The sequence below is a fragment of the Kamptonema animale CS-326 genome (assembly GCF_028330895.1).
Classification (GTDB): Bacteria; Cyanobacteriota; Cyanobacteriia; order Cyanobacteriales; family Microcoleaceae; genus Kamptonema; species Kamptonema formosum.
Genome location: NZ_JAQMUA010000471.1, coordinates 1 through 13,857, shown reverse-complemented (window position 1 = coordinate 13,857; position 13,857 = coordinate 1). Strand labels below are relative to the sequence as shown.

Below are 13,857 nucleotides of genomic sequence, written 5' to 3'. Positions count from 1 at the left end.
TTCGCTTCGCTCGCAATGACGGATTATTGCTAATACAGGGGATGACTAACCTGGATTTAGTATTATACTCAGCCTCATGGTGAGACGAGTTGAGGAGTTTGAGTCGGTACAGTAATAGAAATATTATAGCGCGTGGCTATTTCATCGGGCAGATAATCAGTAGCTTTTGCATCAGGAACCTTGGCTAGATAGCAATCACGAACTGCTAACATAAAGCCTTTAATTGCTTCTAGGGAATTTAAGGAATCTGCGCGATCGAGAACTTTCTGCCAACTGCTTTGATTCTTAGCACAAATATCCACTAAATGCAACCCGGCTAAATACTCCGCTACGGGGTCAAGGACAAAACTAATATTGTCTTTGCTAGAACCCTTCCTTTGCAGGATACGGAGTTTGTCTTCCAGATATTTAAGGCGTGCTTCAGTATCCTGTAGATTCAATACAGACAACGCAGTTAAAGCATCTTTAATCTTGATACTTGTGGGTCGATAAGTAACTTTTAGGCATTCCCAAGCCAACATTTTAGCTATTTCGTGAACTTCGTTATCGCTCAATTTATCCTCTGCCACATCCCGGTTAATTTCGTTGAGGTACGACAGCATCAAATCGGGGATATTTTGAGGTAAATTTTCACTTGTATTATTTTCCTTCTTAGCGATTAACAAATCCGCGTAAAGTTTCGCGAATAATACAGTTGTGCTTCTTTCTTGACTGCTGATTCCCTCTAAAAGTTTAGCCAAGTCGCCGCAGGCATAATGAAATTGCGAACCGTTATAAATATCCCCTTTCCCTAGCTTCTCCAAGTATTTTTGCATAAAATCAGATAATTCCGATCCCTCAATTCGCAGCGGGTGAAGCATGGTTTTATTGCCTCTTCCCAGGCTTGAATCCAGCCGCGAAGTGACAACTAAAGCATTGACGGGAAAATCAGGAGAGTTAGGGAGAATTGCCTTTTGAGTAGCTTCTGACATTTCCGAAAAATGGTCAACAATTACCAGCAGGCGGCGCTGTTGTAATAATTGTTTTAGCAGTTCTTCATCAGCAGGCTTGGGGAGGTCAGCGCTCGATTTTAGTTGACCATTGATTGCTGTTAAGAAAGAATCTTTGTCCTCGTTTACATTCTTTAGTTCTTCTTCGATTAGTATAGGAATCATCAGGTGTTTGCTGAGGCTTTTGTTTGGTTCTGGTTCCATTGCCCAATCTGCAATTTGACAGGCGATGCTAGTTTTCCCGATGCCGCCTTCACCCCAAATCAGCAGACGGATGCGGTTTTTGGTGAAAGTTGACTGCAATTCTTGACATCGAATATCAGTTACTTTTTTGTCGTCTATTTCAAAGGCAACTGGGATGTAAGTAGCGCGGATTTTGACTGTAGGTAGTTTGTCAAATTTTTCGTGGACTGTTTCGATGTGGGTGGAAATCCAGGCATCTAGGACTCTGGGATGGTAAATGAAAAAACGGATAAAGGTAAGGTCGCGAATCCGTATAGGTGCGCCGCCCCAGGTATCAGGTAGTTTAAAGTCGTAGGATTTGAGTGCGTCGTTGATTTGCAGTATCCAGAGGGGACGCAGGCGGAGGATTGCAGACCAAAGGGTAGGGAAGAATATCAGGTAAATTATTGCTGCTGCTACCCATTTATTCTGGCGAATTAAGTTGAATAAGTGGGCGTTTCTTTTGGCTTTGAGGGCATTGATGGACAGGCGAATAGTTGCAATGTCTTCTTTTGGAAACTTAGCTTTAGAGTCTTCTAGGATTTTTAAAGCAGTCTCGAATTGTCCGATAACTTTATCCAATTCTGCTGGGGATAGCGTTTTTGCTTGGTCTTGAATGTTAACAGCGATTTTCTTTAGAGCATTGGTAGCACTGCTACGCACGTCTGCATCGGAGTCTTTGAGCAGGGGAATCAACGCAGGTACAGCGGCTTTGACTTCTGCACCGATGTTCGCCAAGGCAGAGGCAGCACTGCTACGCACGTTTGCATTGGAGTCTTTGAGTATGGCAATTAGCCCAGGTACAGCGGCTTTGGCTTCTGTGCCGAAGTTCCCCAAGGCAGAGGCAGCACTCCAACGCACCTTTCCCTCAGAGTCTTTGAGCAGGGGAATCAAAACAGGTACAACGGTTTTGGCTTCTGCATCAATCATCCCCAAGGTAAAAGCCGCACTCCAACGCACCTCTATATTTGAGTTTTTGAGCAGAGTAATCAACGCAGATACAACTGTTTTGGCTTCTGATGGGTTTTTCAAATAAGAAAATGGAGTTGTAATTCTGGCTAACACATCAACAGCACGACGGCGGATTTTCACATCAGAGTCTTTCAAGGCTTGAACAAGAGCAGGAATCGCAGGGGTACCAATATTCCATAGAACTTCGTCAGCACTCCGGCTGACTAGCAAATTATTATCCCCCAAAGCTTGAATCAGAGCAGGAATAGCTGGCTCACCAATTTGGCCTAACTTCTCAATAGCCGCATTCAATTCCCTTTCATCGTTGCTCTTTAATTTCGCAATCAGTGGGGCAATCTCTGTAGTCGAGACTTCTGGCTTGCGGTTTTCCAGGGCCAAGGCATTAGCGCTCAAAAGTAACGGCGCACCGCAAGATAAGAGAGTGAAAGTCAGTATAGCAGCGAGTTTTTGTGGGTAATGCTTAGTCATTTAAGTATAAACCGTTCACTTGCTGAACATTCTCAGCGATCGGGATAAAAATATCTACATTTTCATCAATATAACTTACGCAAAAAAAAACCGGTTTCTCTGAAAAATCCTAGCTATCCGAGAGATATTGAGGCAGAAACCGGGTTTTTGGTCCCGCCTGCCGACTTCGTTGTTCTAAGAATTCTGTTCGCCCGAATTATCTTGCTGATTACGTTGATTTAAAAGAATATCAAGCATTCGGATTGTCTCAGTTCTTAAACCATCAATATTAGTTTGTTGTCGGTCAATACTTGTTTGTTGTTGAGCAATTATTTGTAAAATTTGCATCCTTTCTTCTCTGGCCTCTGCGGCCGTCTCAGCTAAAGCCTGAATCACGCGAGCGTTACTCTCAGCTAGTTTAGCAGTATTCTCGATTCTCTGACCTAAAGCTTCAGCGGTACTCTCGATTCTCTGACCTAAAGCTTCAATATTCCGAGTATTATTCTCAGCTATTTTAGCGGTATTCTCAATTCGATCTGCAAGACGGTCTAGGCGTTCATCATCCCAACGTTGTGTAGTCATAGATTTTTTTTTCCTTTACTCTACTTTTAATTATAACTTACATTGTCAGCCAACAGCAGGGGCAAACGAGCATTTGCCCCTACCTTTGCACTATCCCAACTCTGAACTATTCCCATTTTGCGAGGGAATAGAATTGATAAATTCATCGAGAGAATTTACAGTAAAAAGCACGTCCAGCAACTCATCTAATTGCTCGATATTCAACCTTTGCAAATTAGCCTGTATCGTCACTGGTATCTCACCAAAGCGACGCTGAATCAGACGCGAAAGCAAGCGCAGTGCTCCTTCTTCTCGTCCTTCCAGTCGTCCTTCTTCCCGTCCTTCCTGTCGCTGTTCCCGCGCCATTTGCTGAAACAAAGGAGATTTCTGTAATATTGCCATATCAAACCTCAAAATTTCTCTAACTCTAGCAACATCAAAAACAGAACAGGCAAAAAATCCCAAGAGATTTTCCAATTCTTGCAACTGTTCATCTGCTCGCAAAGCTGTCACTGCCCTCACCACAACTGACTCATTATCTCCACCTTTAAGTATTGGAACAAAGGGAAGTAAAGGAGTCAACGACGGCCCAAATGCCAGTTCAACATCCACTTCCCAAAGATTAATCACCCGATAATCTTGACGCGCTATCAATCCCATAAAATTAGACTCATAGCGTGTGGGAATCGTCACAATCTCTTCAGGCTGGAAAATATTAACCAGCACCGGATATACTGGTAAATTATACTTCTCCTGTGCGAGTGCGGCATAGGCCCGCATCCGCCGAGGCATCCGACTGGTATATTGAGATTGTAACTCATTTAAAACTAGAAATTCCCCATGCTCAGGACTGTATGCTTTCACTAAGACATCACTCTCGCGGCTAAGCCATTGAAACTCAGCATCAAGGATATTTCTTGCGATCGCATCGGGGATATTTGTCACCCATTGTACCCACGCATTGGGAGCCAAACTAATTAAACGTTTGCTACCGATATCTGCTTCAGCCATTACTCTTTGAGTAGACGCTATTATATATTAGCTTGATACCAGGACAATTACAAGGTATGATCTTATCAATTTCTGTATTATTTTACTTATGATTGCATCAACAACTATTCCTCTTTCAACCAATACTACCGTCCTAGAAGCCAAAGGACTAACTCGCAGATTCGGAGGATTAATTGCCGTCAACAATGTATCTTTTGCAGTCCAAAAAAATGAAATATTTGGACTCATTGGCCCCAACGGTGCCGGCAAGACAACTCTATTTAATCTCGTCACCGGATTGATAACACCATCTAGCGGTCAACTCATTTATCAAAACCAAGATATTTCCCGACTTCGGCCCTATCAAATTGCCAATAAAGGCATTTCCCGCACCTTCCAAAATATTCGCTTATTTGGGGAACTTTCCGCCCTAGAAAATGTTACGATCGCCAGACACATCCACAGCCGCAATGGAAATCCATTCTTATCACTGATGAGTGGCATATTGGGTTTGCCAAAAGCTAACGCTATGGAACGCAGAACTAAGCAAAAAGCCTTAGAATTATTAGAATTAGTTGGATTGCGCGATCGCGCTCAAGAAAAAGCCAAAAACTTTCCCTACGGCGATCAACGTCGCCTAGAAATTGCCCGTGCTCTCGCCCTCGAACCGCAAATATTACTGTTAGATGAACCCGCCGCTGGTATGAATCCCTCTGAAAAACACCAACTCAGTGAATTTATCCGAGAACTGCGCCAACAGTTCAATCTTACTGTAATATTAATTGAGCATCACGTCCCATTAGTTATGGGCTTATGCGATAGAATCGCCGTTTTACACTTCGGTCAGCTAATTGCTTTGGGCAATCCAGCTACGGTTAGAAACGATCCGGCAGTAATCGAGGCTTATTTAGGAGATGAATAAGGACTTTTTACCGCAGATGAATGCAGAGAAAAGCAAATATGTGTTGTTAGATGTTAAAGGATTGTTTGTTAATTATGGTGGCATTCAAGCCTTGCAAGATATCAACTTAACTGTTAATATGGGGGAAGTTGTTACTCTTCTTGGTGCTAATGGCGCTGGTAAAAGCACTACGCTAAGAGCTATTTCTAGAATGGTCAATTCTCGTGCCGGAGAAATTGTCTATGATGGGCGAGATATTACCCGTCGCCAAACCCATGAAGTGGTTAAACTTGGGATTGCTCACAGTCCAGAAGGAAGGCGAGTTTTAGCTCGGCAAACTATTCTGGTAAACTTAGAATTGGGGGCTTATGTTCGGTCTGATTCTGCGGAAATAAAAGCCGATTTAGAAAGGCAATTTGAGATATTCCCTCGGTTAGCTGAACGTCGCCATCAACTAGCAGGAACTCTCAGCGGTGGCGAACAGCAAATGCTGGCGATCGCGCGGGCATTAATGAGTCGCCCAAAACTGCTATTATTAGATGAACCTAGTCTCGGTTTAGCCCCCGCAATCGTGCGCGAGATTTTCAGTATTATTCAAACTTTGCGCTCCACAGGTGTTACAATTCTATTGGTGGAACAAAACGCTAATTTAGCATTACAAATTGCTGACAGAGGTTATGTGCTGGAAGCTGGTAATATTACCCTTTCTGGCGTGGCTTCAGATTTGTTAAAAAATGAGCGAGTAAAACAGGCATATTTAGGATAATAGAGTTGCAAGGTGGGCAAAGCATTGGTGTTAACTTAAGCCGAAAGCAGCCAGGGACTTAAGTCCCCCTCTTATAGCTTAAGTCCTCTGAAGAGGACTAATAAGTTTAAAAGTCTTCTTCTAGTCCTCTTTAGAGGACTTAAGCTGTGAGGCAGGGGTTTCAACCCCTGACGGACTAAAGGTTTAATTTTAAGTTGACACCAATGGTGGGCAAAGCCGACTAATATCTCTAGCTTTTTTACAAGATTTTTCGCGGCTTTGCCCACCCTACATTTAATATTTTCTTTTACTTATTAACACTCTACAAGGTAAAACAAATGCACCGCATAGCAGCAACACCCGGAGGTTGGAATCCTCAATCAGAGGGAGTAATTTTCCTTCAGCAAACACCCGCACCTATTGTATTTATTACCGCCGCTGATACTGATATTCAAACTCTCGCGACAGCTATATCTAAATTACCAGCAGGATTCCCATCTCTACGAGTAGCTAATCTGTTACAATTGCAGCAGCAGTTAACTATTGATACTTACGCTGAAGAGGTATTAGAAAAAGCAGAAGTAATAATTATACGGTTATTGGGAGGGCGTTCTTACTGGTCTTATGGGTTAGAAGTCGTGCGGGAAGTCGTGCAAAAAACCAAGGCAGAACTGATAGTAATGCCAGGAGATAATGGCCCAGATCCCGATTTAATTAGCCATTCAACGGTATCGCTATCAGCAGTAGATCGATTATGGCGTTATTTTACAGAAGGCGGAGTCCAAAATTTCGTTAACGGTCTGAAATGGATCGCGGACATTGGCTTGAAAACTGCTTACAATCCCCCATTGCCTAAAGAAGTACCCCGTGTAGGGATTTACCATTGGTTAGCCCCGCATTTAAGAGATAGTTTCTCTGTGGGAGGTGCAGATGATTTATCCAGTTTAGCCAATGCTGCTAAGGTGGGAATATTATTTTATCGCGCTCATTATTTATCTGGTAATTTAGCACCAATTGATGCACTTTGTCAAGCTTTGGCAGAGCGAAATTTAGCCCCTGTTCCCGTGTTTGTCTCTTCTCTGCGCGAACCAGATGTACAAGCAGAATTAGCTCAATATTTCCAGCCCCAAGATTCAGAACAAATTCAATTATTACTCAATACTACCAGTTTTGCTGTCTCAGGTTTCAGAAGTCAAGACCGGGAATTAGAAAATATTAAATCCTTAGATGTTCCCGTATTGCAAGTAATATTTAGCGGCGGAACTGCGGAACAGTGGAAAGCTGATTTTCAAGGACTTTCTCCGCGCGATGTGGCGATGAATGTAGCCTTGCCAGAGGTAGATGGTAAAATTATTACTAGGGCGGTTTCTTTTAAGGCCGTACAGACTTGGAATAGCGAATTAGAAACTGATGTTGTCGGTTATGAACCTGCAAACGATCGCATCCAATTTGTAGTAGATTTAGCTGCTAACTGGGTACGACTGCGACAAACACCAACCGCTAACAGACGCATAGCGTTAATATTAGCAAATTATCCCACCCGCGACGGCAGATTAGCCAATGGCGTTGGCTTAGATACCCCTGCTAGCTGTGTAGAAATCCTCAAAGCGTTACAACAAGCTGGTTATCAAATAGAAAACATCCCAACTAGCGGCGACGAGTTGATTAAACTACTGACATCTGGGTTTACCAATGACCCCGAAGGGCGGGAATTGCGACCTATTCAACAATATCTGAGTTTAGAAGAATATCAACAATACTTTACCACTTTACCTGAGCCAGTGCAAGCTGGAATTAGTCAGAGATGGTCTTTAGAAGCTAATAATTCCCACTTCCCGATTCCTGGTATTCAACTAGGCAATATTTTTGTCGGAATTCAACCCGCACGCGGTTATGAAATTGACCCGACATTAAACTATCACGCTCCTGATTTAGAGCCTACTCACAATTATCTAGCATACTACTATTGGCTGCGAGAAAACTTTGGAACTCAGGCAATTGTTCATGTAGGCAAACACGGCAATTTAGAATGGCTACCGGGTAAAAGTATAGCCTTATCTAGTAACTGCTATCCAGAAGTTGCCCTCGGCCCATTACCTCACCTTTATCCATTTATTGTTAACGATCCAGGGGAAGGATCGCAAGCCAAACGTCGTTCCCAAGCTGTGATAATTGACCACCTCACCCCGCCGATGACACGGGCGGAACTTTACGGGCCATTGCAACAATTAGAAGCGTTAATAGATGAATATTACGAAGCTCAAAGTTTAGACCCTTCTAGGTTGCCAATTATTCGCGATCGCATCCTCACCCTTGCTAACAAAGAAAACCTACACCGCGATCTGTTATTTGTCAATGAACAGTCAATAGATAATGAGAAATTCGCCGAGTTTCTTAGTCGCACAGATGGCTATCTCTGCGAACTTAAAGAAGCACAAATTAGAGATGGTTTGCACATTTTTGGGCAATGTCCCGAAGGGCGACAACTGCGGGATTTAATAATTGCGATCGCGCGTCACCCCGAAACCAACCGCTTAGGCTTAACTCGCGCCTTAGCTAAAGATTTACAACTGGATTTTGACCCTTTGACAGCGGATATGTCAGCGCTGATTGATAGAGGAGATAACTTATCTATTCAACAGATAACCGCAAATCAAAATCACCCCCGTACTATCGGTGATGCTATTGAGATATTGGAACAAAAAGCGGCTGAATTAGTAGAGGATTTAATTCAAGAATATTACAGGCATATTAACCCGGAAAGTTCTAACGCGATCGGCGTTAATAAGTCAATATCTACAGTTACAAATATTGGCAAAGCGATACAACAAGAATTAGACTGGATTAGTAACTACCTTTTACCCGCACTCCAACAGACTAACCAAGAAATTATCAACCTCCTGGGAGGGCTAAATGGGTGCTATGTCCCCAGCGGTTCATCGGGAGCACCTACTAGAGGAAGACCAGATGTATTGCCAACTGGACGCAATTTTTACTCCGTAGATATTCGCGCCGTACCAACCGAAACAGCCTGGAGAATTGGGCAACTTGCGGCTGAATCTTTAATTGAAAGATACACTCAGGAAAATGGCGAATATCCCAAAACTTTAGGGTTGTCAATTTGGGGAACTTCTACAATGCGAACAGGAGGAGATGACATCGCAGAAGCACTAGCGTTGTTAGGGGTGCAGCCAATTTGGGATGGCCCCTCGCGGCGAGTAATAGATTTTGAAATCTTGCCTGTTTCAATATTAGGAAGACCTCGCGTTGATGTCACCTTAAGAATTTCTGGATTTTTCCGCGATGCTTTTCCTAATTTAATTGATTTATTTGATTCAGCAGTACAAGCAGTTGCAAGTTTAAAGGAACCGCCAGAACAAAATCCTTTAGCATTTCAAGTTCAAGCAGAAACTCAGTTTTGGCAATCAAATGGTTTGACGCAAGAACAGGCAGAAATTCGTTCAAATTATCGCGTATTTGGCTCAAAACCTGGTGCTTATGGCGCGGGACTTCAAGGTTTAATTGAGTCTCAAAATTGGACTGATGACGAAGATTTAGCTAAAGCTTATATTAACTGGAGTAGCTACGCTTACACTGCATCTAATACCAATTTAAGTCAAAGAGAAGGTGCAAATACAAATGCTAATCAAGGGAAAGCTGCTAACACAAATACTAACCAAGAGATATCTTCTAATTCATCCCCTAACCAAGATAAACCTTCTAACTTCCCCCCTTACCAAGAGGGGACAGAGAGGGGTTCTTGGGGCGAATCAGCGCCAGAAGCTTTTGAAAAACGCCTGAGTGAAATGCAAATAGTTCTGCACAATCAAGACAACCGCGAACATGATATACTAGACTCTGATGATTATTACCAATTTCAAGGAGGAATGACTGCTGCTGTCCGCAAATTGCGCGGCGAAAACCCTAACACTTACTTCGGGGATAATTCCATTCCTGAAAATCCCAAAGTGCGACAACTGCGAGATGAAATTGAGCGAGTTTACCGCTCCCGTGCTATAAATCCTAAGTGGATAGCTGGAGTTATGCGTCACGGTTATAAAGGTGCATTTGAAATGGCGGCCACAGTTGATTATTTATTTGCTTATGGTGCGACAGCAAACTGTGTAGAAGATTTTATGTATCAAGGAGTAGCAGAAGCTTACTTATTCGATACCAACGTACAGAAATTTATCCAAGAAAAGAATCCTTGGGCATTACGAGATATGGCAGAAAGGTTGTTAGAAGCACACCAGCGGGGGTTGTGGCAAAAAGTGCAGCCGGATATACTCGAAAAGTTGCGATCGCTCGTTCATCAAGCCGAAGGCGTTATTGAATCGGCTAGCGCTCCCAATCGCTAACAATTTATGGTTTATTAATTATTGAGTCACATTTGTGGAAACGCGAAACGTTTATGATCCGCCACTGTACCGCTAGGCTCAGCGCCAAATTTTTCAGACGCGCTTGTGCTACCTTAGCTATGCTAGCGCTAAGTGTCGGATGTACGCCGACTGAGCAGCCCAACAGCGCCGCTAAATTTTCCTCCCCAACAACCCCTATCGAGGGACAATCCCCTAAATCTGTTCTTACGCAAAACTTAAACAAAACTACCAAATCAGCAAATTCCCTTTCCTGCGTTCAAGGCGATGCCTTTAGTCAATCAGTAAATTTTGCTAATAAAGCTGCTAGCTTAGTTCAATCGGCAAGCTCGAAATCAGATTGGGACGAAGTATCTCGCTATTGGGTACAAGCTGTAGCCTGGATGCAAGCTGTTCCCCCAGGAAACCCCAGACGCGCCTTTGCGGAGAAAAAAGTTGTCGAATATATGAGGTATCTTAATTATTCACAACAGCAAGCCGCAACGTTGCGATCGCAGGTTAATTCCCCCTCATTTAGCAGCGATCTCCTCGACCAACAATTACAGCTTTACCTATCCTACGTCGCCGCCCTTGGGCCGCCAGACATTCTGATCGTCGGTAGTTCCCGCGCCTTACAAGGCATAGATCCCAAACAGCTACAACAATCCTTAGCCTTTCAAGGATATTTCGATCTCAAAGTATTTAACTTTGGAGTTAATGGCGCGACTGCACAAGTTGTTGAGTTTCAATTGCGGAAGTTATTAACTCAGCAACAGATGCCACAAATGATACTATGGGCAGACGGTGTAAGAGCTTTTAACAGTGGTCGCGTAGATAGAACTTTCGATGCGATCGCTACCTCTGAAGGTAATAAAATGTTAGCTGCTGGTATTCGCCCCAAACTGTCGGAGAACCAATCACAAAATACCCGGCAGTGTTATAAATTCCCGCAGCCATGCAATACTACCTTACCAGGGGAATTCTCTACTGACTTAGAAGGCGAAGCTTTAAAAGTTAGTTATTCACAAGAATTAAACTCACAAGTGAGAATTTTTCCTCCACTCCAAACTCAAGACTTAAACCTCAAAACTCAAAACTTCCTTTCCCCTGAACGCACCTTAGCACAGGCTTCCTTGGGTGAGTCAGATAATGCGATCGACGCTAACGGATTTCTGGCTTTGTCCGCGCGTTACAACCCAGCGACGTACTATAATAATCGCCCTTTTGTTGCTGGTAACTACGACGGCGACTATAGCAATTTCACTCTAGATGGCAAGCAGATAGCAGCTTTGAGCGCGATCGCCAATTTTGCCAAAAGTCGCAAAATACCCCTTGTATTTGTCAATTTACCCTTAACAGAGGACTATTTAGACTCCGTGCGATCGAGAGCCGAACAGACATTCCGACAGCGAATGCAGCGCCTCGCACAGGAAAAAGGCTTTATCTTCCGCGACTTCTCACAACGGTGGTCTCAGAGAAACGACTATTTTTTTGACCCCAGCCATCTTAATCGCTATGGTGCGATCGCAGTTTCCGAAGAACTTGCCACTGACTTAGGCATTCCCTGGCCTACTCCTAGAGGCGGAAGCAGGGGTGTTTCATTCTAAATTTTAAATTCTTTGACCTAACGGGACTTAAACAAATTTAGAGCTAAAATCCGGCTCTATCCTGCTTTGGCAAAGCGATTTACATCAATGGGGTGTTTAGAAGGCTCAAACCCAGTCACAGCCAGAAAAAGCATAAATTCACCTTGAATTTTTACTGTGACTGGATTTGAGCCTGTTTTTCGACCTTATTTTGTCTAAATTCGGCTTCAGCGGCTTTGCCATAGCGAAAGAACCCCATTGACTGAGACTTGGTAAAAAATTGAGAAGCGTTATTTTAAGCGATCGCTTTTTTGCATAGCCGCTATTTCTACCTGTTATATTACAAATATAATACAATTATTCTTGATAAGTATCTAGGCACTCAAAGTATAGAGCGCCAATCTTGGCTTAATATTCATTAAAAAATGGTGACACTACCCCTTTAGACTGGATCTAAACTCACTATCTCAGGGAAACGCAATAATGCGAATTCTATTTGTCTCCGCAGAAGCAGCACCCCTCGCCAAAGTCGGCGGTATGGGCGATGTCGTCGGAGCACTGCCGAAATTCCTGCGCCGAATGGGTCACGATGTCCGCATCTTCATGCCCTACTACGGCTTCCTGCCCGACAAGATGGACATTCCCAAAACCCCTGTCTGGTCAGGTGCAGCCATGTTCCAAAACTTCAGCGTTTACGAAAGCGTGCTGCCTGGAACTGATGTTCCTTTATACTTATTCGGCCATCCCTGCTTCATGCCCCGCCGCATCTACTCTGGCGATGACGAAGATTGGCGGTTTACCTTCTTTGCTAACGGAGCCGCAGAATTTGCCTGGAACTACTGGAAACCCCAAATCATCCACTGTCACGACTGGCACGCAGGCATGATCCCCGTCTGGATGCACCAAGACCCAGATATCAGTACCGTTTTTACCATTCACAACCTAGCATATCAAGGGCCTTGGCGTTGGCGTTTGGAAACGATGACATGGTGTCCCTGGTATATGCAAGGTCACGACACAATGGCCGCCGCTGTCCAATTTGCTGACCGAGTGACAACCGTTTCTCCTACCTACGCCGAACAGATCAAAACCCCTGCCTACGGTGAAACTTTAGAAGGATTAATGTCATTCATCAGCGGTAAATTGTCTGGCATTCTTAACGGTATTGATACTGAATCTTACAACCCGGCAACCGACAGGTATATCGTCGAAAACTTCACCGCCGAAACTATTGACAAACGCCCCCCCAACAAAATTGCCATTCAAGAAGAAGTTGGCTTAGAAGTTAACAAAAATGCTTTCCTAATCGGCATGGTGACGCGCCTAGTCGAACAAAAGGGCATCGATCTAGTGATTCAAATTCTCGATCGATTCATGGCCTACACCGATGCTCAATTCATCGTTTTGGGAACAGGCGATCGCTACTACGAAACCCAACTCTGGCAAATGGCCTCCCGCTACCCCGGCCGCATGGCCACCCAACTGCTATACAATGAAGCCCTTTCCCGGCGCGTTTATGCAGGTAGCGATGCTTTCCTAATGCCCTCCCGCTTTGAACCCTGCGGCATTAGCCAAATGCTCTCCATGCGTTACGGCTGCGTCCCCATAGTCCGTCGCACAGGTGGTTTAGTGGATACAGTCTCTCACCATGACCCGATTAACAATGTTGGCACGGGCTACTGCTTCGATCGCTACGAACCCCTAGATTTGTTCACCTGTATGATCCGCGCTTGGGAAGGCTTCCGCTACAAAGATAAATGGAAAGAATTGCAACAGCGCGGCATGAGACATGACTTTAGCTGGGATCTCTCTGCCAAGGAATATGTCAAACTGTACAGGAATGTCCTTGGATTGCCACAGGATGAACCAATAGTGGAACAACAGCCAGAATTAGTTAAGTAATGGTTAGTTGTTAGTTGTTAGTTGTTGGTTGTTAATTGTAGAAGGCTAGAAGAAAGCTTGTCTTGCCAAGAGTTAACAGCTTGACGGGGTGACAACCCCGTCAACTCCCCCACCAGTAGCGGATTTACCCAACCTGAGCTAAAAAAAGATGGGGTCGAAATTGTTAAGTGGCCCCATCTGTTAATTA

At 43.9% G+C, this 13,857-nt stretch carries 8 protein-coding genes; 5 read left to right on the top strand and 3 right to left on the bottom strand.

The window, feature by feature from the left end; translation table 11 throughout:
- Positions 1–74 precede the first annotated feature (74 nt).
- The 3 genes from PN499_RS27605 to PN499_RS27595 form a co-directional block, all read right to left on the bottom strand.
- Entirely contained in the window at positions 75–2,651 is a 2,577-nt protein-coding gene (locus tag PN499_RS27605) for a HEAT repeat domain-containing protein (protein ID WP_272036573.1), read from the bottom strand.
- Between the two features lie 174 nt (positions 2,652–2,825).
- Complete coding sequence (locus PN499_RS27600; protein WP_272036571.1) at positions 2,826–3,212, bottom strand: hypothetical protein; 387 nt, start codon at positions 3,210–3,212, stop codon at positions 2,826–2,828.
- A 90-nt stretch (positions 3,213–3,302) separates the two neighbouring features.
- Entirely contained in the window at positions 3,303–4,202 is a 900-nt protein-coding gene (locus PN499_RS27595; protein WP_272036569.1) for a DUF4351 domain-containing protein, read from the bottom strand.
- Positions 4,203–4,290: 88 nt separating this feature from the next.
- Between PN499_RS27595 and PN499_RS27590 the strand changes: the two genes are divergently transcribed.
- The 5 genes from PN499_RS27590 (at position 4,291) to glgA (ending at position 13,670) form a co-directional block, all read left to right on the top strand.
- Positions 4,291–5,103 carry an ABC transporter ATP-binding protein gene (locus tag PN499_RS27590; RefSeq protein ID WP_272036567.1) on the top strand — a complete coding sequence of 271 codons (813 nt, stop codon included), beginning with the start codon at positions 4,291–4,293 and terminating at the stop codon, positions 5,101–5,103.
- A gap of 16 nt (positions 5,104–5,119) precedes the next feature.
- Positions 5,120–5,848 (top strand): ABC transporter ATP-binding protein, encoded by a 729-nt coding sequence (locus PN499_RS27585; protein ID WP_417063901.1) that lies wholly within the window; start codon positions 5,120–5,122, stop codon positions 5,846–5,848.
- Positions 5,849–6,165: 317 nt separating this feature from the next.
- Positions 6,166–10,185 (top strand): cobaltochelatase subunit CobN, encoded by a 4,020-nt coding sequence (gene cobN / locus PN499_RS27580; RefSeq protein WP_272036563.1) that lies wholly within the window; start codon positions 6,166–6,168, stop codon positions 10,183–10,185.
- Positions 10,186–10,304: 119 nt separating this feature from the next.
- Positions 10,305–11,789 carry a hypothetical protein gene (locus PN499_RS27575; RefSeq protein WP_417063900.1) on the top strand — a complete coding sequence of 495 codons (1,485 nt, stop codon included), beginning with the start codon at positions 10,305–10,307 and terminating at the stop codon, positions 11,787–11,789.
- A 462-nt stretch (positions 11,790–12,251) separates the two neighbouring features.
- Positions 12,252–13,670: a glycogen synthase GlgA gene (glgA, locus tag PN499_RS27570; RefSeq protein ID WP_272036558.1), complete on the top strand. Its 1,419-nt coding sequence runs from the start codon at positions 12,252–12,254 to the stop codon at positions 13,668–13,670.
- Positions 13,671–13,857 lie beyond the last annotated feature (187 nt).